The sequence below is a fragment of the Pseudomonas sp. Seg1 genome, from assembly GCF_018326005.1.
In the GTDB taxonomy this organism is placed as follows: Bacteria; Pseudomonadota; Gammaproteobacteria; order Pseudomonadales; family Pseudomonadaceae; genus Aquipseudomonas.
On record NZ_AP021903.1, the window covers coordinates 3503548 to 3526319 of the forward strand.

The 22772-nt window shown below is 60.6% G+C and carries 17 protein-coding genes; 15 read left to right on the forward strand and 2 right to left on the reverse strand.

What is annotated here, in order from left to right:
• The first annotated feature begins 5 nt into the window (after positions 1-5).
• From KI231_RS15445 to KI231_RS15510, 14 genes are all read left to right on the forward strand, one after another.
• Positions 6-1409: a DUF1254 domain-containing protein gene (locus KI231_RS15445; protein WP_212808964.1), complete on the forward strand. Its 1404-nt coding sequence runs from the start codon at positions 6-8 to the stop codon at positions 1407-1409.
• 83 nt (positions 1410-1492) lie between these two features.
• Positions 1493-2350 carry a transporter gene (locus KI231_RS15450; RefSeq protein WP_249412160.1) on the forward strand — a complete coding sequence of 286 codons (858 nt, stop codon included), beginning with the start codon at positions 1493-1495 and terminating at the stop codon, positions 2348-2350.
• A 60-nt stretch (positions 2351-2410) separates the two neighbouring features.
• A complete protein-coding gene (locus KI231_RS15455) occupies positions 2411-3418 on the forward strand; it encodes a hypothetical protein (protein ID WP_213028800.1) in 1008 nt (335 codons plus the stop codon).
• 16 nt (positions 3419-3434) lie between these two features.
• Entirely contained in the window at positions 3435-4415 is a 981-nt protein-coding gene (locus KI231_RS15460) for an AAA family ATPase (RefSeq protein WP_212808966.1), read from the forward strand.
• The gene (locus KI231_RS15465) at positions 4412-5347 is read left to right on the forward strand and encodes a DUF58 domain-containing protein (RefSeq protein WP_212808967.1); all 936 of its coding nucleotides are present in this window, start codon (positions 4412-4414) and stop codon (positions 5345-5347) included. The genes KI231_RS15460 and KI231_RS15465 overlap by 4 nt, the downstream gene beginning before the upstream one ends.
• A complete protein-coding gene (locus tag KI231_RS15470; RefSeq protein ID WP_212808968.1) occupies positions 5344-5943 on the forward strand; it encodes a DUF4381 domain-containing protein in 600 nt (199 codons plus the stop codon). Before KI231_RS15465 ends, KI231_RS15470 begins: the two co-directional genes overlap by 4 nt.
• Entirely contained in the window at positions 5930-6922 is a 993-nt protein-coding gene (locus tag KI231_RS15475) for a vWA domain-containing protein (RefSeq protein ID WP_212808969.1), read from the forward strand. The genes KI231_RS15470 and KI231_RS15475 overlap by 14 nt, the downstream gene beginning before the upstream one ends.
• A gap of 1 nt (position 6923) precedes the next feature.
• Positions 6924-8504 (forward strand): VWA domain-containing protein, encoded by a 1581-nt coding sequence (locus tag KI231_RS15480; RefSeq protein WP_212808970.1) that lies wholly within the window; start codon positions 6924-6926, stop codon positions 8502-8504.
• A complete protein-coding gene (locus tag KI231_RS15485) occupies positions 8501-9934 on the forward strand; it encodes a BatD family protein (RefSeq protein ID WP_212808971.1) in 1434 nt (477 codons plus the stop codon). Before KI231_RS15480 ends, KI231_RS15485 begins: the two co-directional genes overlap by 4 nt.
• Positions 9931-10953, forward strand: a complete 1023-nt coding sequence (locus KI231_RS15490) for an HAD family hydrolase (protein WP_212808972.1) — start codon at positions 9931-9933, stop codon at positions 10951-10953. Before KI231_RS15485 ends, KI231_RS15490 begins: the two co-directional genes overlap by 4 nt.
• 75 nt (positions 10954-11028) lie before the next feature.
• The gene (locus KI231_RS15495) at positions 11029-12618 is read left to right on the forward strand and encodes an arylsulfatase (RefSeq protein WP_212808973.1); all 1590 of its coding nucleotides are present in this window, start codon (positions 11029-11031) and stop codon (positions 12616-12618) included.
• A 272-nt stretch (positions 12619-12890) separates the two neighbouring features.
• Complete coding sequence (locus tag KI231_RS15500) at positions 12891-15395, forward strand: fused MFS/spermidine synthase (RefSeq protein ID WP_212808974.1); 2505 nt, start codon at positions 12891-12893, stop codon at positions 15393-15395.
• Between the two features lie 100 nt (positions 15396-15495).
• Positions 15496-17133, forward strand: a complete 1638-nt coding sequence (locus KI231_RS15505; protein ID WP_212808975.1) for a J domain-containing protein — start codon at positions 15496-15498, stop codon at positions 17131-17133.
• Entirely contained in the window at positions 17130-18134 is a 1005-nt protein-coding gene (locus KI231_RS15510; protein WP_212808976.1) for a DUF3829 domain-containing protein, read from the forward strand. Before KI231_RS15505 ends, KI231_RS15510 begins: the two co-directional genes overlap by 4 nt.
• Positions 18135-18180: 46 nt before the next feature.
• Here the strand turns inward: KI231_RS15510 and KI231_RS15515 are convergent, their stop codons facing one another.
• Positions 18181-18852: a DUF3313 domain-containing protein gene (locus tag KI231_RS15515; protein WP_103302159.1), complete on the reverse strand. Its 672-nt coding sequence runs from the start codon at positions 18850-18852 to the stop codon at positions 18181-18183.
• A gap of 215 nt (positions 18853-19067) precedes the next feature.
• Between KI231_RS15515 and KI231_RS15520 the strand changes: the two genes are divergently transcribed.
• Complete coding sequence (locus KI231_RS15520; RefSeq protein WP_212808977.1) at positions 19068-21428, forward strand: tetratricopeptide repeat protein; 2361 nt, start codon at positions 19068-19070, stop codon at positions 21426-21428.
• Positions 21429-21486: 58 nt separating this feature from the next.
• Here the strand turns inward: KI231_RS15520 and KI231_RS15525 are convergent, their stop codons facing one another.
• Positions 21487-22458: a hypothetical protein gene (locus KI231_RS15525; protein ID WP_212808978.1), complete on the reverse strand. Its 972-nt coding sequence runs from the start codon at positions 22456-22458 to the stop codon at positions 21487-21489.
• Between the last annotated feature and the right edge of the window lie 314 nt (positions 22459-22772).

Consider the following 22772-nt stretch of genomic DNA (forward strand, 5'->3'; position numbering starts at 1 on the left):
CATCCATGAACACACGCCATCTGTTGCTCACCGGCCTGACCCTCGCGTTGAGTTGCAACGCCTGGGCCGACTTCAGCGCAAGCCCTGAAGAGACCCGCGGTATCGCCAAGGAAGCCTATCTGTACGGGTTCCCGGTGGTTGAGATGTACAAGACCCTCTACACCCAGGCCGTCGACACTAAAAGCCCGAACTTCAAGGCACCGTTCAACCAGATCGGCAACACCGCCAAGGCCTTCACTGCCAAGGACACCGCGTTCGTCACACCGAACGCCGACACGCCCTACTCGTTCGTCTGGATGGACCTGCGTGCCGAACCGCTGATCCTGACCCTGCCGGCCATCGAGGAACACCGCTATTACTCGGTGCAATTGATCGACGCCTACACGCAGAACTTCGCGTATCTGGGGACCCGCAGCACCGGCAACAATGGCGGCCACTTCATGATCGCCGGGCCGGACTGGCAGGGTCAGCAACCGGTGAATATCGACCGTCTGCTGCGCAGCGAAAGCAACATCACTTATGCGCTGTACCGCACGCAGTTGTTTGATGAAAAGGACCTGGGCAAGGTCAAGCAGATCCAGAAGGGCTACAAGGTCGAAACCCTCAGCCATTACCTCAAACAGAAAGCCCCGGCGCCGGCGTCGAAGGTCAGTTGGCCCAAGCCAACCGCGACCATGAGCGAAACCCCGGATCTGTTTCGTTACCTGAACTTCATGCTCGCGTTCACCCCACCACAAGACGTGGAGAAAGACCTGCTCGCGCGCTTCGCGAAAATCGGCATTGGTGCCGGCGAACCGTTCGACGTAAACAAACTCAGCGCCGAACAACGCAAGGCATTGGAAGACGGCATCAGTGACGCCAAGGCCGAATTCGCCGCGTTCAAGAAAGACAAGGTCGATGCCCATCAGGTCAGCAGCGGAGATCTGTTCGGCACTCGCGATCACCTCAAGGGCAATTACCTGTATCGCTACGCCGGCGCCAACATGGGGATCTTCGGCAACTCTGCCGAAGAGGCGAATTACATCGGCTACTTCGTTGACAAGGATGGCCAACCCGCGGACGCCGCGAAACACGACTACACCCTGCATTTCGACAGGGGCGCCCTGCCCCCGGCGGATGCTTTCTGGTCGCTGACCATGTACGACGGCAAAAGCAAATTGCTGGTCGCCAATCCGCTCAACCGCTACCTGATCAACTCGCGAATGTTGCCGGATCTGAAGCTCGATGCTGACGGCGGTCTGACGCTTTACGTGCAACACAAAAATCCAGGCAAGGACAAACAGGCCAACTGGCTGCCGGCGCCGAACGGGCCGTTCTACGGGGTGCTGCGTCTGTACCTGCCAAAACCGGAAGTGGCCAGCGGCGAGTGGAAGATGCCGCTGTTGACGCCCGTGATCGTTAAACCATGAGCCCCCTTTCGACAAATCGCTGGAGCACTGTAATGGGCCCGAAGACATCCAGAAAAGTCGCATTGACAGCGCTTGGCCTGACCATGGCGCCACTGTTGAGCGTGGCGGATAACGCGCGCGACTGGCAGAACCTGCCCACCGATCTGAACATGGTGTTTGGTTATTACAACCGCATCGATACCAACACACCGATCGATACGGCGCTGCCCATCGAAGGCTTGTCTCTGGACGCCAACCTTTACATCGCCCGTTTTGCCCGATCGTTTGCAATTGACGGCCGTAACAGCGCGATTCAGATCTTGCAGCCTTATGCCGATATTTCGGCGTCCTTCGACAATGCGCAGTTTTTCGACGGTACCAAACACAATGGCGGTATGGCCGATACCCAAGTGGTGCTGGTGCATAACATCTTTGGCGGCCCGGCGCTGACCAAGGAAGAGTTCGCCAACTGGACGCCCGAGACGTTCCTCACTGGCGCGCTTTGGGTGACGGCTCCTACAGGCGATTACGACAAAGACCGGATCATCAACATCGGCTCGAACCGCTGGGCATTCAAACCGGAGGTCGCCTTTGGTACCCCGATTGGCCCTACCTGGCTCGAATTCAATACCTATGTGTCGTTGTACGGTGACAACGACGACTATCACGGCGATGGCAAGCTCGAACAGAAAGCGCTTTATGCCGTTGAGGGTCACTACAGCTACACCATCAACCGTGCGTTGTGGGCCTCGCTCGATGCGACTTACAGTCGTGGCGGCGAAACAAAAATCAACGGCGACTGGCAAGACAACAAACAGGAAAACGGCCTTTTGGGCGCCAGTGTCGGCTTCATGCTGTCACCTCAGTTTGGTGGGTTGATCGCCTACTCCGACACGGTCTCCGAACGCACCGGCTCACCGGATGTAAACACCTGGACATTACGCCTGCAGTACGCCTGGTAGCGGAGCCGCATCACGATGACGACAGCATGGAAGCGACCGGGTCTGGCCCTCTACACAGTAATGTTCAGCGGCCTCGCCTGCGCGGCGGGCGACTTGCCGTCCCTCGGCAACGCAACGACGCCGAGCACTGCCAAAGGCGATCCGGAAACCTGCCAGCGTCTGCAGCAAGACTTCGACATCGACCTGAAAAAAGTCGTCGCCGCCGGTTGCGATCCCTCCACCGAACAAATCGCCAAACTGATGGATAACCCGGTCGGCAACCTCGTGCTGCTGTTCAATCAATACGACTACACCGCGCTCAAAGGCCCGCACAGCAACGGTACGCGCATGCTCGGCAAATACAGTTTCATGCCGACCTTTCCGATTTCCCTTGGCGAAGACTGGAACCTGATCAACCGCCTGCCGATCAGCTACGTCAGCGCGCCGGTCAATCACAAGGCCGGCAACCTGATCGGCATGGGGCCGAACGAATTGCTGCACGATCGCGGCGACTTCGCCTCAGTGATTCAAGACCCGTTCGACCGTACCAGCGGCTTCGGCGATCTGGCCTACGTAGGCGTGTTCTCGCCCAAGGAGCCTATTCGTTTCAGTAGCGGCGGCAAAATGGTCTGGGGCTTCGGCCCGACGGCAATGTTCCCCACCGCCGAAGAAGACGTACTCGGCACTGGCAAATACTCGCTGGGCCCGGCGTTCGTCGCTGCCTATCTCGGCCCGGACTGGACGCTTGGCGTGTTCCCGCAACACTGGTGGTCGGTCGGCGGCGACAGCAAACGCAAGGACGTCAGCCTGACCAACGTGCAGTACTTCATTCAACGGGCGATTCCGGGGCCGGAGCAATGGCGCATCGGCATGACCCCCAACGTCACGGTCAACTGGAAGGCCGAGGATGGCAACAAAGTCACCTTCCCCATCGGCATCGGTGCCGGGCGGATTTTCAACTTCGGCAAATTGCCGGTGCGTATCTCCGGCGAGATTCAATACTCGGCAATCCACCCTGACGACCTGATCAGTAGCCGCTGGAATTTCCGGCTGTCGTTCATTCCGGTCATTCCGACGTTCATGTTTTGAGAAGGAAGCACAAGTCATGACAGCACTCAGCGACCTCAACGCCCTGCAAGCGAGCATTGCCGAATCCGTGCTCGGCCAGGATCAGGTGATCCGCCAGATCCTCCTTGGCCTGTTGGCGAACGGGCATTTGCTGCTGGAAAGCCTGCCGGGGTTGGCCAAGACGCGCACGGTAAAGGCATTGGCCAAGCACCTCGACGCCAAGATGAGCCGCATCCAGTTCACCCCGGACTTGCTGCCCTCGGACATCACCGGCGCGGAGGTGCTGCATCAGGTCGCCGGGCAGAATGAAATCCGTTTCCAGCAAGGGCCGTTGTTCGGCAACCTGATCCTCGCCGACGAGATCAACCGCGCCCCGGCGAAAGTCCAGGCGGCGCTGCTCGAAGCCATGGAAGAACGCCAGATCACCGTGGCCGGCAACAGTCATCCGCTGCCGGAACTGTTCATCGTGGTGGCCACGCAAAACCCTATCGAACAGGAAGGCACCTATCCGCTGCCGGAAGCGCAGATGGACCGGTTTCTGATGAAAGTCCTGTTGGATTATCCGAGCGCCGACAACGAAAGCCAGGTCTTGCGTTTATTGCGCGCCGAGGAGTTCGCCCAAGGCGCGAACACCGCGCCAGCCAAGGGTTTCAGCCTGTCGCAGGAAGTGATTTTCGCTGCGCGCAAGGAAGTCAGCGCGGTGCATGTTTCGCCGGCCATCGACACCTATCTGATCGACCTGATCAACGCCACGCGCCATCCGGCCGATTACGACGAAGACCTCGGCCGTTGGATCAACATTGGTGCGAGTCCACGTGGCGGCATTGGCCTGGATCGTTGCGCACGCGCCGATGCGTGGTTGCAGGGTCAGGATTTTGTTTCGCCGGACAACGTGCGTGCGGTAGTGCATCCGGTGCTGCGTCATCGTTTGCAATTGAGTTATGACGCGGTGGCCGATGGCGTGACGGCCGATCAGGTGCTCGACCGGATTCTCGACAAAGTGGCGATTCCGGCGTGAACGCTGACGGTCTGGTCTACGTCTCTCTGGCGCAATTGATGGCGCTGGAGTTCAAGGCCCGTGACCTGAGTTTTCTGGCGCGTCAGCCGCAGGGCAGCATCCTCGCCGGCAACCATGCCTCGCGCTTGCGTGGCCGTGGCTTGAATTTCGATGAGTTGCGCCGCTATCAGCCGGGTGACGACTTGCGCCACCTCGACTGGCGTGCCTCGTTGCGCACCGGCAAACCGGTGGTGCGCACGTTTACCGAAGAGCGCGACCGCCCGGCGCTGGTCGTGGTCGATCAGCGCATGTCGATGTTCTTTGGCTCGCAACGCAGCTTCAAATCTGCCCTCGCCGCTGAGTTGGCCGCGCTGGCGGCATGGATGGTGTTCAACGCAGGCGACCGGGTCGGCGGGCTGGTGTTCAACGATCAAAGCATCGACAGCGTGGCGCCGCTGCGCAGCCGTAAACGCGTGGAAGCTTTGCTCAGCCGGGTCGCCGAACAGAATCAGGCACTGAACGCCGCCAACCCCGATGCTGAAGACGAAGATCAACTCGACAAGGCCTTACAACGCTGCCTGGCATTGGCCGGGCATGATCATTTGATCTGCATCGTCAGCGACTTTGCCGGCGCCGGGGAGCGCACCTTGCAATTGATGCGGCAACTGCGCACGCACAACGATGTGATCGCTTTGCAAGTCTATGATCCGCTGGCGTTGAAACTGCCGAGCAACGGCCGGCTGCTGGTGACGCAAGGACAATTGCAGGTAGAACTGGCGGTCGAGAAACGCAGCGTGCATCAACCGTTGGGCGATTACCTGGGGGGGCGCCTCAAGGACGTCGCCACCTTGCTGCGGCGCAGTCAGGTACCGCTGATGATGTTCAGCACGGCCGAAGAGGCGCACGCGCAACTGCGTGCCGAACTTGGCAAGACTGCCGGCTCGCGGCGATGAATCCGAATATCCCGAGTATCGATCAGCTCAAGGAGCTGGGCTTGCCCGCGCCGGTGAGCTATGCGCCGCAGACGTGGGGTTGGTGGGTGTTGCTCGCGGTGTTGATCCTGATGGCGTTGATCATCGGCGTGCGCCGCCATTGGCAATGGCAGCGCGATCAGTATCGCCGCGAGGGTTTGGAACGGCTGGCGCAGTTGCGTGATCGCAGCACTGACCTCAATGCACTGCGCGAACTGCCTGAGCTGCTGAAACGCGTGGCCCTCTCGATGCCCACACAATCTCTTGATCGAAACCCGATCCCTGTAGGAGTGAGCCTGCTCGCGAAAGGGTCATCACATTCAACGCATTCATCAACTGATCGATCAGTATCGCGAGCAGGCTCACTCCTACAGGGGGTTGCAGCGCTGGGTCGCGAGGATTGGCAAAGTTTTTTGCAGCGGCACTGCAAGAAACCGCTACCCGCCGATTTCAGCGAGCAACTCGCTCAGTTGGCCTACGCCCCCGACGACACCCTGCGCGCCCTCCCCGAGTCGCAACGCCAGGCGCTGTTCGACACCTGCCAATACTGGGTGGAGCATCACCATGTGGCAGCTTGATTACCCGTGGCTGTTGCTTCTGCTGCCGCTGCCCTGGCTGGCTTACCGCTATTTGCCGGCCTACAACGAAGCGCGCAGCGCCGTGCGCGTACCGTTTTTCGGCGCCATGAGCCGCGCGGTCGGTGAAGCGCCAGCCAACGCCGGTACGCGGCGCAATGGGTGGCAATTGCTGCTGAACCTCGCGGTGTGGGCGCTGATTCTTTTGGCGGCGGCGCGCCCGGTGTTCGTCGAAAAGCCCATCGAACGCCAGCAACCGGTGCGCGACCTGATGCTCGCCATCGACATTTCGCAGTCCATGGAGACTGAAGACTTCACCAACGCCAGTGGCCAGAAAATCAATCGGCTGGCGGCAGTAAAAGACGTCGTGCAAGGCTTTATCGACAAGCGCAAGGACGACCGCCTCGGCCTGATCGTGTTCGGCAGCGGCGCCTATCCGCAGGCGCCGCTGACCCTTGATCACGCCAGCCTGTCGCTGTTGCTGGCCGACACTGGTATCGGCATGGCCGGCCCCAACACCGCCATCGGCGATGCCATCGGCCTCAGCCTGAAGCTGTTGGATCAGGCCCACGAACAGGAAAAAGTGCTGATCCTGCTCACCGACGGCAACGACACCAGCAGCGCGATCACCCCGGATCACGCCGCAGAAATGGCCGCCAACAAAGGCGTGGTCATCCACACCATCGGCATCGGTGATCCGAGTGCGTCGGGTGAGGCCAAAGTCAATCTGCCGGGCCTTGAGCAGATTGCCAAAACCACCGGTGGCCAGTTCTTCCGCGCCGAGGATCGCACCGCGTTGGATCAGGTCTACAGCACCCTCGACCGCCTCACCCCGCATCAGGTGAAAACCCTCAGCCACCAGCCCCAGCGCGAGTTGTTCTATTGGCCGCTGGGCATGGCGATGCTGTTGCTGGCCTTTTATCACCTCGGCGCAATGCTGTTGCCGCGGCTTTCACTCGCACGTCAGCGGCAGGAGGCCTGAGATGGAGATCAATCTCAGTGACTTCCACTTCCTGCGCCCGCTGTGGCTGCTGCTCGCTTTGTTCGGCGCGTTGCTGCCGCTGATCTGGCGCCGTACCCGCGACCTGCAACGACGCCTGCGCAGCAATATCGCCGAGCATTTGTTGCCGCATTTGTTGGTCACTCCGCAGGACAATCAACGCCTGCGCCCGGTGCATCTGTTGTGTGCGGTGTTGATACTCGGCGCGATCGCCGCCGCCGGGCCGACGTGGGAGCAGGATCGTCCGGATTTTCTGGAAAACCGCGCGCCGCTGATTGTTGGAGTGGATCTGTCGCCGTCGATGGATGCCAGCGATGTGCAGCCGACTCGACTGGAAGCGGCCAAGCACAAGCTGCACGACCTGATCCAGCGCCGCGCCGGGGCGCGCACCGCGCTGATCGCTTACGCCGGCAGTGCGCATCTGGTCTTGCCGCCGACCGATGATCCGGCACTGCTCGAGACCTTCATTGAGGCGTTGAGCACGGGATTGATCGACAAACCGGGCAAGGACGTCGGCGCGGTGATCGATCAGGCCAAACGCCTGCTCGATGCCGAAAAAACTCCGGGCAGTCTGCTGCTGATCACTGACGGCGCCGATACCGCGCAACTGGATGGCCTCGCCAAACACCTCGACGGCAGCGACTTGCAAGTACTGGTACTCGCGGTGGGCAACGAGGATGGCGGCATCATTCGCGACACCAATGGCCAGCCGCGCACCGATGCCAACGGACGTCCGGCGCTGGGCGGTTTCGACCCTGCAGCACTGAAAAAACTGGCGTCGACACTGGATGCACCGCTCGGCAGCCTGACCCTCAACAACGATGATCTGGACTGGATCGAACTGCACGCGCAACAGCACTTCCAGAGCGCCAGGGCCGAACAGCGCGAACTGCACTGGAAAGACGCCGGTTACTGGCTGTGCTGGCCGCTGCTGTTGTTGGCGCTATTCAGCGTGCGCAAGGGCTGGAGCGTCAACTGGATGCCGGCGGTGGCGCTCGCCGTGGGCCTCGGCTGGCCGGCAGCCCCGGCGCAAGCCAATGGGCTGACCGATGCGTTTTTCACCCGTGATCAGCAGGGTCGCTGGGCGTTCGAGCATGGGCATTTGCCGCAGGCCGCTGCACTGTTTGTCGACCCGTACTGGAAAGGCGTTGCGGCTTACCACGCGGCGGATTATGACCTCGCACTGGCGACGTTCGCGCGGCTGGACACGCCGCAGGCGTATTTCTATCTGGGCAACATTTACGTGCGGCGCTTCAAGTTCGATCAGGCGATTGCCGCCTACACGCAGGCGTTGAAACTGCAACCGCAGCTCCACGAAGCCACGGCCAACCTGGCCTTGGCGCGAGCGCTGCTGAAAGACACCGACAGCGCCGAAAAGAATGCGCCAGAGACCAAGCCGGATGAGGTGAAATTCGACAAGGCCCCGGGCAAGGGCCAGAGCAAAGCGGTCGAGACCGAGCAGGCGACATCGGATGCGCTGTGGTTGCAGAATCTCACGACCTCCCCGGCGAAGTTTCTCAAGCAGAAGTTCAGCTTGCAGGATCAGGCGGGGGCCAGGCCATGAACCCGGTCGCGGCCATCGCTGGCAAGCCAGCTCCCACAGGGATCTCCTGTGGATTTAAATATCTTGTTCACACTGCAAAACCCTGTGGGAGCTGGCTTGCCAGCGATGAGACCAGGTCAGTCGCCAGAAAACTCTGCATCCTGTTGCTGATCAGCCTGTTCAGCCTCAATGCTTTTGCCGCCGAACCCCAACTCAAAGTCCAGGCCCACCTGCAACCCGCCGCAGGCGCCATGGTCGGTGGCCTGATCGAACTGCAAGTCGACGTCCTCACCGACACCTGGTTCACCAGTGCCGCCACCCTGCCCGACCTCAAACTCGACGGCGTACTGGTGATGCCACCCGATGGCCAGGCGCAGCACCTCAATCAAACCATCGACGGCCAAGCCTTCAACGGCATGCGCTACAGCTACCTGCTCACCCCGAACGTCGCCCGCCGCTTCGACATTCCAGCGCTGACCGTGCGCGCCACACCCGCTCAGGCGACCAGCGAAATCAGCGCTCAGACCCAACCGTTGCAATTCAGCGCCGCCCAGCCGCCCGGCTTCAAACCCGGTGAAGTGCCGTTGGTGGCAACCGCCGTGCGCTTCAGCCAAACCACCATCAAATCGGCCACGCCGCTGAAAATGGGTGACAGCATCACCCGCCAACTGACCCTGCAAGCCGACGGCACACTGGCGATGGCCCTGCCGATCCCCACGCTGGGCGATGTCGCCGGCCTCAATCGTTATGCGAAAGCGCCGCAGGTCACCAGCCTTGATGACGGTCGCGGCGACATCCTCGGCGGTCAGCGTATCGACAGTGCGACCTATCGCATCGACAGCGCGGGTTCTTACTCTCTGCCGGCCATCGAAGTGAAATGGTGGGATGCAGGCACTCGTCAATTGCGTACCGCACAAGTACCCGCAGTGACTTTCGACGCAGCGGCGAACAGCGCCTACAAACCAGTGTTCTCGATCACTGAAGATCTCAAACAACTGAGCCAGAACCGCGTGCACTTCTCCACGCCTTGGCTGCTGTGGCTATTCGCTCTCATGGCAATCGTAGCGCTCGGTTATCTGAGCCGTGAGCCGCTCACTCACGCCTGGCGCGCCATGCAAGTGCGCAAACAGGCACGGCACGCCGAGTGGCTGCAATCGCCGGACTACGCCTGGCAACAAATCAATCCGCAACTCGAAGCCAGGCCTGCCCAGTTAAGCGCGTTGTATCTGTGGCTGCGGCGCAGTCACCTGGGTCTGAAGCTGGTCGATGCCGGGCCGCGCCTGCAAGGGTTGCTGCGCGGACTTTACGGTCGCGATCCGGCCACTGAAAAAACCCTGGTTCAACTGCGCCAATCGTTGACTACGCTTCACGCTCAGGTCGAACCACAGCCACAGAAATCCACCTCGGCCCTGCGCCCGCTCAACCCCGTTCACGACAAGGACTTCTCATGATCAACCCGATGCTGCACCGCCAACGTTTCGGCCTGGCCCTGTTGTTCGGCCTCGCTTTACCGCTGCTGGCTCAGGCCAACGAACCGCTGCCGTCGTGGAACGATGGCCCGGCGAAGAAGAGCATCATCGAGTTCGTTCAGACCGTGACCGACCAATCAAGCAAGGACTTCGTCAAACCCGCCGAGCGAATTGCCGTGTTCGATAACGACGGCACCCTGTGGAGCGAGCAGCCGATGTATTTCGAGCTGCTGTTCGCCCTCGACGAGGTCAAGCGCAATGCACCGCAACACCCGGAATGGAAAACCACCCAACCGTTCAAGGCCGTGATCGAAAACGACCACAAGGCGCTCGCTGCGGCGGGCATGGACGGCATCCTGAAGATCTTCGGCGCCACCCACACTGGCATGACCACGGAGGCCTTCGATGATTACGCCAAGACCTGGCTGAGCCAGGCGCGCCATCCGAAAACCGGTAAGCCGTACACCGAAATGATCTTCCAGCCGATGCTGGAAATGCTCGACTACCTGCGCAGCCAGGACTTCAAGACCTACATCGTCTCCGGCGGCGACACCGCGTTCATGCGCGCCTTCGCCGAGAAGGTCTACGGCATCCCGCCGGAACAGGTGATCGGCACTACGTTCGTCACTGCGTTCCAGTTCAAGGACGGCAAGGCCTCCATCGTGCGCACACAAAAACTGGCGCACAACGACGACGGTCCCGGCAAACCGGAAAGCATCGACGCGGTGATCGGCAAACGCCCGATTCTGGCCTTCGGCAATTCCGACGGTGACCTGCAAATGCTCCAGTGGACGGCGGCAGGGCCGGGCAAACGTTTCATGGGCCTGGTGCATCACACTGACGCGAAACGCGAATGGGCCTACGACCGTAAATCCGATATAGGCCGGCTCGACAAGGCCCTCGATGAAGCGAATTCCCGTGGCTGGACCGTGGTGGACATGGCGAGCGAATGGCGCCGCATCTACCCGTTCGATCCACCGGCAACCGAGCAAGTGCAATAAGAAAAAACGTGACGCAGGACCGCAGTAAACGTAAGTCGCAGCAAGCGACACCCCCGCGCAAAAGGAGCAAGTCAGATGACTCGCATACGCAAGTGGCTACCGAAACTCGCCCTGGTGGCAACCTCGGTGATGGCGCTGTCGGCAACCGCCACAGCGGCTGAAAAACCCAACATTCTGGTGATCTTCGGCGACGACATCGGCCAGACCAACATCAGTGCCTATTCGATGGGTGTGGTCGGCTACAAGACGCCGAACATCGACCGCATCGCCAAAGAAGGCATGATGTTCACCGACTACTATGCGGAGAACAGCTGCACCGCCGGCCGTTCTTCTTTCATTACCGGACAAACGCCATTGCGTACCGGTCTGTCGAAAGTCGGCATTCCGGGCGCACCGGTGGGCCTGCAAAAACGTGACATCACCATCGCCCAGGCGCTCAAGGGCCTGGGTTACGCCACCGGGCAATTCGGCAAGAACCACTTGGGCGACAAGGATGAATACCTGCCGACCAACCACGGTTTCGACGAGTTCTTCGGCAACCTGTATCACCTCAACGCCGAGGAAGAGCCTGAACGTCCGTATTGGCCAAAAGACGATGCCGAGTTCGTCAAGGCCAACACCCCGCGTGGCGTGATCCACAGCTTCGCCGATGGCAAGATCGAAGACACCGGTGCGCTGACCACCAAGCGCATGGAAACCATCGACGACGAAACCACCGCCGCCGCTCAGGCGTTCATCGAGAAACAGGCCAAGGCGGACAAGCCGTTCTTCGTCTGGATGAACACGACGCGCATGCACGTGTTCACCCACGTACGTGATTCGATGAAGGGCCAGAGCGGCATGCCCGGCAACGAATACGCCGATGGCATGCTTGAGCACGACGCCGACGTCGGCAAACTGCTGAAAACCATCGATGACCTGAAAATCGCCGACAACACCATCGTCGTCTACACCACCGACAACGGCCCGAACCAGTTCTCCTGGCCGGACGCGGCGACCACGCCGTTCCGCAACGAGAAGAACTCCAACTGGGAAGGTGCGTATCGGGTGCCGGCGATGATTCGCTGGCCGGGCAAGATCAAACCGGCTGAAGTGTCCAACGAGCTGTTTTCGGGGATGGACTGGTTCCCGACCCTGCTCGCGGCGGCGGGTGATGCCGACGTCAAAGGCAAGCTGCTCAAGGGCTGGGCGCCAACGGCTGGCGGGACCAACTTCAAGGTGCACCTGGACGGGTTCAACCAATTGCCATACCTGACCGGCCAACAGCCTAAAGGCGAGCGCAAGGAGTTCTACTACTTCAACGACGACGGCGTGCTGGTATCGATGCGCTTCGACAACTGGAAAGTGGTGTTCTGCGAGCAACGCGAACCAGGTGGTTTCCGCGTCTGGAGTGAACCGTTCGTGTGCCTGCGCGTACCGAAAATCCTCAACCTGAGAATGGACCCGTACGAGCGTGCCGACGTGGTTTCCGATCAGTACTACGATTGGCAGACCAAGAACGTTTACCTCGCTGCGCAAGCGGTCCAGAAATCGGCAGCGTTCCTGCAAACCTTCATTGAATATCCACCGAGCCAGAAACCGGCCAGCTTCAGCATCGACCAGATCCGTGCTGCGGTTGACGCGAAAATCGCTGAAAAAATGAAAGCGGCACCGACTGCACAGTAAGACGCTCGACCGCCGCCCGCCCTCACCGGCGGGCGGACCTGTTTTTGATCTGGGACCGTATTGGCCCCAATCGCTGGCAAGCCAGCTCCCACAGGTATTGTGGCTGTTCACAAAAGATGTGTTCACCAAAGGTCCCTTTGGCAAGCCAGCTCCCACAGGTATTGTGGTTGTTCACAAAAGATGTGTTCACCAAAGATCCCTGTGGGAGCTGGCTTGCCAGCGATTGGCCGGTACAGTCGCAGTTATTTTTGAACTGGAACAAGGCAACCGCAATGTCCTCACGTATCGCCAGCAAGCCGTCGGCCATACCCGCTTCGCATACCGCTTCGCCGGCGCTGTTGATTCCTGCTCTGCTGCTGTGCATTTCCGGCGCCGCCGCGCTGGTCTATCAGGTGCTGTGGATCAAGCAGCTGTCGCTGGTGGTCGGTGTCGAGGTATACGCGATCACCACTGGCATCAGCGCGTTTTTCGCCGGGCTGGCCATCGGTGGCTGGTTATTCGGGCGTTGGGCCGATCGCCTGCAACAACCGGTGCTGCTGTATGCCGGGCTGGAAGTGTTGGTAGCGATATTGGGTGTCGGCGCGACCGTGGCCATGAGCCTGGCGGCCAGTCCGTTTGCCTGGCTACAGGGTCACGTCGGCTTGCTGGCCTGGCTTTTGCCGTTTGCACTGGTCGACATCCCCGCCGTATTGATGGGCGGCACCCTCCCGGTGCTGGTGCGCGCGCTGGCGACTGATGCGGGCAAGGCCGGTGGGCAGTTGTATGCGGCCAATACCCTTGGAGCGATAGTCGGCACGTTGCTCGCCGCGTTCGTGCTGATCGCCACTCTTGGCGTGCGCGGCAGTGCGTTGTTTGCGGCGATGCTCAATCTGCTCGCTGCAGCCGCTGCACTGGCCTGGCAGCGCCGCCAGCCGACAGCGGTTGAAGCGCCGGTCAAACATCACAGCGAGAAAGCCGCCGACCGCACCGCGTTGTGGCTGTACTCCATCGCCGGTGGCGTGGCGCTCGGGTATGAAGTGGTCTGGTCGCAATCAATCGTGCAGTTCATGAGCACCCGCACCTATGCCTTCGCCGTGGTGCTGGCGACTTACCTGACCGGGCTGTTTATCGGCAGCGCCCTGCTCGCCCGTCGCGTCGAGCGCATTCGTGATCCGTGGGGCGTGTTCGGTTTGTTGATTGCCGGTGCCGGACTGATCGCGCTGGTGGAAATCGCCCTGCTAGGCCGCTGGCTGGTACTGGCACAGACCCAGGCCGAGACGTGGTTGCTAAGTCTGGGCGCCAGCGAACTGGCGGGCATGAGTGCGCGTTTTGCCGTCGCGGCGTTGAGCATCGTGTTTGTGCCGACGCTGCTGCTCGGCGCGGCATTTCCGCTGGCCTTGCGCCTGAGTGTCGGCCACGAGCGGATCGGCCGTGGCGTCGGCGCCGTGGTGGCGTTCAACACGCTGGGCGGAATTATCGGCGTGATGCTCTGCGGCTTTGTGCTGATCCCGCTGCTGGGGCTGGTGCGCACCCTGGGCCTGTTGGCGATCATCGCGGCGGCGGTCGGTTACTTCGCGGTGCGCAAGGGCCACGGTGTGAAGAAAGGCCGGCGGCAGGCGGTAGTGGCGCTGGGTCTGGTCTCGGTGCTGTTCGCTGTGCTGACACCGGTCAACAAGATCGCCAATCTATTACCCGGCGCACGCAGCGGTACGCTGGCGTTTTATCAAGAAGGTCGCGGCGGAACCGTGGCAGTGGTCGCCCAAGGCAAAGGCGAGAACACCTTCCACCGTTTATACATCCAGGGGGTTTCCAACACCGGCGATGCCATGCCGTCGCTGCGCTACATGCGCATTCAAGCGCTGCTGCCGCTGTTGATTCATAACGGCGAACCGCGTTCGACACTGGTGATCGGCTTCGGCACCGGTATTACCGCCGGCGCCATGCTGCGTTATCCGGGGCTGGAGCATCGCGTGGTCGCCGAGTTGCTGCCGGCGGTGGTCAATGCTGCGCCGCTGTTCAACGGCAATTTCAATGCGGCCAGTGATCCCGGCGTCGAAGTGCGTCTGCGCGACGGGCGCCAGGAACTGCTGCGCAGCGAACAGACTTACGATCTGATCACCCTCGAACCGCCACCGCCGTCGGCGGCCGGTGTGGTCAACCTGTATTCGCGGGATTTCTACCAGTTGGCCGCCAGTCGCTTGCAATCCCAAGGCCTGGTCGCGCAATGGCTGCCGCTGCCGACGCAGAACATCGATGACTCGCGCTCGCTGGTGCGCAGTTTCCTCGACGTCTTCCCCTACGCGAACCTCTGGACCAGCGAATTCCACGAAATGTTGCTGGTCGGTTCGATGCAGCCGATTGAACTGGACGTGGCGAAAATTACCGCGCGCTTCCAGCAGGACAGCGTGCGCGGCACTTTGCAGGATGTCGGCATCGGCTCGGCCGCCGCCCTGCTTTCGACCTGGGTCACTGACCGTAAAGGTCTGGAACGTTTCGCCGCCAGCGCTGCGGCGGTCACCGACGATCAACCGCGCATCGAGTACGCGCCGTGGGTGCGAGCCAAGGAAATCACCCGTGTACTGCCAGCGCTGCTCGATCTGTATCAGGCGCCGCCACTGTTGAACGCCGACGCCGGTTTCAATGAGCGGATGGCAGCGCATCGGCAGCGTCTGATGCAGTTCTATCGGGCGAGTCTGCATGCCTATGACGGCGATCGTGATGCCTGGGGTCGTGATATCCGCGAAGTGATGCGCGGTGACGGCGGCAATCCGTATTTCCGCTGGTTTATCGGTAACTGAACGGCGACTGAGGACTTTTCGACGCGAAACAGGTAGGGTGCGCAAAATCAAATTGCCACCACTGGACCGCGTCGCAGGTTTTCATGGAGTTGTACACGCAATGAGTTGCTGGACCGTCCTTGGCCTTTCGGCCGACGCCGATACGCGCAGTATCAAACGCCAATACGCCGCCCTGCTCAAAAAAACCCGTCCGGACGAAGATCCGGAGGGGTTTCAGCGCCTGCGCGATGCGTATGAACAAGCCCTCAATGACAAGGAATGGGCACAGTTCCACGCAGACCGTGAAGCCCCCGAGCCTGACGCCAGCCAATGGGACTTGACCGGCCTGACCGTGGTCGAAGCCGATGCCCTGCAACTGGTCACGCGCTCGCTGGACGGTATCAGCCTCGAAGAACTGCGCCAGCGTCACGCACTCGCCGTCGAGCAAGGGTGTGCGCACATCCTCGAAGAAACCCTGTTGCAGCATTGCATCGAACAACCGCAATCGTCCGGGCCGCTGGTGGATTGGGCGGTGCAGCAGTATCACTGGTTCAGTGCCTGGCAACGCCTTGAGCTGGACGAAGAATCCGTTGAACTGCTGCTGGCTCAACAGCGTGAGCGCGTCACCCAGCCCCTGTGCGATGCACTTGAGCAGCAAGACAGTGAAGCTTTTTTGCAGGCTTACCAGGATCGCGTCAACGTCCTCTGGCTTGAAGGCGAAGTGCACCGACAATGGTTCAACCGCTTTTTGAGTCAGTTGCTGCTGGACAGCCGTTACTGGTCTGCGCACATTTTCGAGCAGGTTTGCGCCGGCCAGGGCTGGCACGCAGGCCCGTCGAACCGCTGCCCCGAAAGCGAATGGAAACGACTGGTCGCGCGCCATGAGGCGCCGATTTTTCTGGCGCGACAGCGCCAGCTCGCCCAGGAACCGCTCGCCACGCCGCAACACCGCGCCGCACGCCTGTTGCTCGGCAGCGGCCCGTTCAGTCAGCGCCGCGCCCTGGCCCGGCGCCTGCACGAGGAGGACTGGGCTCAGTGCCGACAGTTGAGTTCAGCGCTGTACGCCAACACGCCCGAGATCTGGGCGGACATGCCCGGCGGCACCGCGTTCTTCTGGCGCGATTGGGAAACCCGTTTCAACGACTGGCCAACCTACGTGGGCGTCGTGCTGGCCTGCCTGATCGGCGCATTTACCCACTTCATCCCGCAGGGTCTGCGTCTCAGCGGGCTGATCAATATCGTCATGATCACAACGGTGGTGTTTGCAGTGATCGGCGCCGGGCTCAATTGGCTGGTGCATAATTTTGCCCATCGCTGGTGGGTGCTGGATGACCGGCTCAGTGCGCGGCTTTGCCTGGGTTTCGCCGCTGAGTCACCGCCGTTCGGGGTCCTGCGCGATCTGATTCCCTGTGCACTGATGGTGGCCGGGTTGAGCTGGTTTTTCGGCCCGATCGCCGGCGTAGTGTACGCCACGACGTTGGCGACTTTCGGGCTGATACGTCGGCGGCAGGTCAAGCCACACGTTTCCTGGGAACAGACCAACCCGCTGCTGAAAGTCTGTCTGACGACCCTCGCGACCATGCTGTTGATCGTTGTGCTCGGCGTGATCAATGTGATCGGCAGCCAAGGCACGGTCAAGCGCAACCAGGGGCTGCAACCCTGGACCGAACGCTTGTGCAGTCGCATGCCGGCGACCACCGCTGAATGCAGCGCACCGGCAACCGTTGAACAGTGGTACGGCAAGGAGGCGCACCCATGAATACCAAACTGCTGTTCCCGATCGGTCTGGTGATCGGTATCGTCGTCATGGGTTTGACCGGCGCCAGTCGCCCCTTCTCCCAACTCGACCTCTGGCTCGATCAACGCGATGCGCCGGTCACCGCCCAAGCCAATGCCTTGAGCCCGCTGATTGCCTGCATTAATCGGGTCGACGTGCAATGGCGCGTGGCTTATGACCTCTACAAGACCCCACAGCCACCTCGGCAGATCACCGAGCAATGGTTGCGCAGCCTCAGCGATTTTGAAGACAGCGATGCGCACAATGTGCGCGACATCCAGCGTGACCTGTGCTCCAGGCGTCTCGCTGAAAAGCTCGAGCTGTTGGCGTATCAGCCGGAACTGGCACAAACGGCAAATGCCTACGCTCGCGCGCTGGACCAGGTGGCGATGACGATACCAAGCGGCCGGTTTGACCGGGAAGCGAGCTTTGTCACCGGGACACAGAATGCCGCGGCCCTCATTGTCGAAAATGTTTTTATTCCGCCCGTGGCAGACAGTTACAACAGCGCTTCAATCGCACTGAGAGAAAGCCTGTTGCCCCTCGATGCCGCGCAGCGACCCGAACAGTTGAAGCGCCTGGAAGAACGCGTGGGCAAGGACATCCACTGGTATTTGCTGGCCTATATGATCCAGGCGCGAGAGACCATCGATTTGCTCGATGCAGCCATGAAAAACCGCACGCTGACTCCGCAACTGCTGGCCGACACCACGGCAAAACTGCAACAAGCCTGGGATCGTCGGGAACCCTTTCTTGTCGCGCAAACGAGTGGCGGTTTCCAGACCAAGACTGACGCGGCACGGGATCTGTGGTTGTACATCGGCAAGCCGTCGACCGTCTATCTACAGGCGTTGAACACTCTGCACAAGGACTGGCAGGAACACGCCCCACCGCAGCGCCTGCGCGACGACTTCTACACGGTCGGCCGCAGTTACGATGGGCTGCTCAGCTACTACAACCGCAGGGCCAGAGCCGAGTTCTGAGGCCGCACGCGGGATCGCTCACCCTGAACGATCCCGCTGCCGGATCTTACTTCGCCTTGAGTTTGAGGTAGGACTGATGCAAGTCCGAAGCCCAGCCATCGATCACGCCTTTGACGTCATTGGCTTTCATCACTTGCGAATCGTTTTCCAGTGGTTTACCGGTACCTTTGCGCACCACCTGGGCGACGACTTTGTTGTTGCCGCCGTCGAGGAATACCGCTTCGGTGGCCAGGGTGGTTTCCTGATCGCGGATGCCGCTAGCGGTACTGACCGCTGCTGCCACCAGCGCAATCGGAATGACTTCGTAAGGCTTGAGGCCTTCGGTCTTGCTGCTCACCGCAGTGATTGCCGCACGCACCACGATCACCCCTGGGCCAGGACCGGCGGCCAGTGGCAGCGACTTGCCGATTTCGCGTTTGAGTGCCTGATCGTAATAGCTGGTGATGCCGTTGAGGGTCTGCTGCGGAATCTTCGTGGTCGGTTGCGGTTTTGGATAGAGCTGGGTCGGTTCGATATAGACGCTGGTGAATTTGTTGATATCGACTTTCGGATCGATCCAGCGCATCACTTCGGCGCCGGACGGCGACTTGGCCTCCTTGAGCTGGCTGTAGTCCTTGAGAAACCCGGAGTATTCATCGGGAGCAACGGTTTTGCTCGAGCAGCCGACCACGCCGAGGGTGGCGATGCAGAGCGTGCCCATCATTACTGCTAGCTTCATGCTGTAACTCCTGTCAGAAGGCCTGAATGTATTGCTTGAGGGGGTGCTACAGGTATAGCCAAAACCTCGGCAATTGCGATTCGAAATCACAAAATTCATGCAAGACTGCGCGGCGCCTCACACGTGTCATTTGACAGACGCCGGGCATCCGGCAAAGCTGCACCGAGCTTGAACGCACGCCAGACGGCAAATGCACCTGGACTACGGAAGTCGCAATGCCCAAGCATAAAAATAAAACCGTACAACCTGACCCTGATTCGTCTCCATCCGCACTTTCCCGCTACTTGTTCCCCATCACCATCGGCGTCCTCTTGGCCGCCGTGGCGGGCATCGGCTGGTTTCTGTTCAGCCCAGCTCCGCCGCCGATAAAACCAGTCCCGCTCAGCACGCCCGTCGCCCCGCCCGCGAAACCGCAGACGGTGATTGCGAGCCAACCGGCAACGATGGTCGATGAGCAACAGTGCCAGGGCTGCCACACCGAACAGGTCAAGGACTGGCAAGGCTCGCACCACCAGTTGGCGATGCAACCGGCGACGGCCGAAACGATGCTCGGCGACTTCAGTAACGTGACGTTCAACGCTGAAAAGGAAACCACGCGGTTTACGCGCAAGGGCGATGAGTTCTGGGTCAACACGCCCGGCATCGACGGCAAGAATGCCGACTTCAAAGTCGCCTACACCTTCGGCATCGCCCCGCTGCAGCAATACCTGATCGAAGTCGGCGAAGGACGCCTGCAAGCGCTCGGCGTTGCCTGGGATACCGAGAAGAACCGCTGGTTTCATCTGTATGCTGGCCAAGGCGTCAACTTCAAGAATCCGCTGCACTGGAGCAAGCCAAGCCAGAACGCCAACTTCATGTGCGTCGAGTGCCACACCACCGGTTACAAGCGCAATTTCGATGCGGCCAGCAACACGTTCAACAGTCAGTGGAACAGCCTCGGCGTTGGCTGTCAGGCCTGCCATGGCCCGGCATCAAATCATCTGGAATGGACGCAGAAAAAAACCGACCTGATCCACGCCGGTTTCGATGTCAACCTCAAGGACAAGAACGCCACCGTAGAAATCGAAACCTGCGCCCGTTGCCACGCGCGCCGTGCGCCGCTGGGCGATGGCTACACCGTCGGCAAACGCCTGATGGACGATTACCTGCCGAGCACCCTCACCCGCGAGCTGTATGCACTGGACGGCAAGATCAAGGATGAAGTGTTCGAACACGGTTCATTCCTGCAAAGCAAGATGTTCGACAAGGGTGTGCGTTGCAGCAATTGCCACAACCCGCACAGCACCGAACTGAAAGCACCGGGCAACGCGGTGTGCCTGCAATGTCATAACACCGCCGGCAAGACCGCGGTCGAAGGGGTCGACGGCAAAGGCTTGCAAGCGAAGAACTACGACTCCATCGAACACACCCGTCACACCATGGGCCAACCCGGTTCGCAATGTGTCGATTGCCACATGCCCGGCAAGTTCTACATGGGCAATGACTTCCGGCATGACCACAGTTTCAGCATTCCCGATCCGGAACGTGCGCAAAAGCTTGGCACGCCGGACGCCTGTCTGACCTGTCATCAGGGCAAGGCTGGCGATAAGGTCACCGCGCAGTTCAAGTTGTGGAACGCCTCCACTGCCCCGCAAGCCCCGCGTTATGACGAAAGCCTGTGGCTGATCCGCAACGGCCATCCCGGCGCTGCCGACGCGTTGTACGCGCAATTGCAGCGCAGCAATCTGCCAGCGATTCAGCGCGCCACGTTGCTCGCGGAACTGCCGCTGTACCCCAGTGAACAAGCGCTGAAACTGGCAACCCAGGACCTGAAGAACCCGGCGCCGCAGGTACGAGAAAGTGCTGTGCGAGCGATCAGCGCGTTTCTGCCACCGCCGGAGCGGGCGCTGTTGTTGTCGCCGCTGTTGGCTGACCCGGTGAAAGCCGTGCGCATTGTCGCGGCCAGAGATCTGCTGAGTGTCGCGCACAACAATACGTTGGGTGCAGCGCAAGCCAACTGGGACACGGCGATCGCCGAGTACGAAACGGTGCAGAAGAGTCTGGCGGAACGCGCCGAGGCCAATCTGAACCTGGCGATGCTCTATCAGGCCAGTGGTCGCAGTTCGGAGGTTGAAGGTCTGCTGCGCAGCGCCCTGAAACGCGACCCGGATTTCTACCCGGCGCTGGTGACGCTGGTGCAATGGCTGGAGGCCAATGGGCGTGGTCAGGAAGCACAACAGCTGCTCAACGACAGTCTCAAGCAGCATCCGGACGCGGCCCTGTTGCAGCACACCCGCGGCCTGTCGCTGATCCGCGCCGGCAAAACCGCCGAGGCCATGACTGCCCTGCACAAAGCTGCGCAACTGGAGCCGCAGAACGCGCAATACGGGTATGTGCTGGCGGTGGCGCTGCACGACAGTGGCAAGGTTGATGAGGCGTGTGAGGTGCTGGAGGGACTGCTCAAGGTGCAACCGGCGAATCGCAATGCGCGGCTGTCGTTGATGCAGTATTACCTTGAGAACGGCAAGGAGCCGAAGGCGCAAGTGCTGCTGCAGGGCTGGAAGAAAATGAACATGGGCGATCCCGCCCTGAAGTAATCCACTACCCCCTATAGGAGCTGCCGCAGCCTGCGGCAGCTCCTATAGGGTTCAGGTTTTACCAGGAAGATTCGCCGCTGCGCAGGGCGATTTCGCGTCGGCTGTGGATGCGCATCGCCTTGATCAGCGACACCGTCCCGACCATCAGAATCGCCGCGCCAAACAGGAAGTCGATGTTGTATAGCTGGAAGTCCTGCACCGGCCCGATCAACAACCCTCGCACCACGGCAACGCCGACCAGCGTGGCCAGGAAGTCGATCCCAGGCGCGTCACGATAGAACACCAGCATCAACGGCAGGCACAGCACCAGCAGAAGCATCAGCACGACCACCTTGAACGAACCTTTGCGCTCGACGCTGAACGCGCATTCGTGCGGGCCGTAGGCCTTGTAGTCTTCGTCGCGGATCATCGAGGTTTTTTCGTTGATGTAGTCGACGCGGTTGTACTTCTGGATCGGTGTGAAGGTATTGGACATCTCCATCAGCGTGGTGATGTTCTTGAAGCGCAGGTCGATGCGTTCGCTGCCCTTGAGGTAATAGAGCACCGGTTTATAGCCATAACGGTAGGTATCGAACGGGAATTCGCTGACCTGGCCCTGAACGCCGATCGGGCGTGGCTCCAGTTCCGCGTAAGCACTTTTGTTGGTGGCCGAGAGGTTGCGGCTCAGTGGCTGCACCTTGACCTGTTCAAGGAAGATCGGCGTGGCGCCGTAGGTCCACTGCAACGGTTCCAGACGCAGGCGCAGTTCGTTGCGGCTCAGGTCATAACGGTTGAACGTGCGTTCGGAAACCACCAGCGAACCGCTGAGCATGAACTCGCCGCGCAGGTTGTTGGTGACGCGCAAGGTCAACTGATCCTTGCCCAGCAACGCCGCTTCGTTGGTCGGCGGAGTGCCGCACCACGCTGTGCTTTCGCCCGCACCGCCGAGTTGGCCGTCGCGGTTTTCCTTGAATACATAAAAGTAACTGGCCCACAGCGTCAGCAGCAAAAGAAACGCTGTGAGGCCGAGGATTTTCTTGCCCGGACTCACTGATCAGACTCCCTTCTTCGGTTCCATCGTCCAGCCGAAAACCCGCTGGCGACGGCGACTCTAACAAAAGGCCATCATCGACCCAAGGGAAAATGCCTGATCGGCGAAGGTTGTAAGGGTTTCCCCTGCATGCGTAACACCCTGTGGCGAGGGGATTTATCCCCGATCGGCTGCGCAGCAGTCGCAAACCCGGCGGACGCGGTTGAGCTGCGAGAGCCAATTGGCATGTTCAGGGGCCGCTGCGCAGCCCATCGGGGCGGTGCGACGTTTCGCTAAATCCCCTCACCACAACGTTACACACCAGAGGGAGTAAA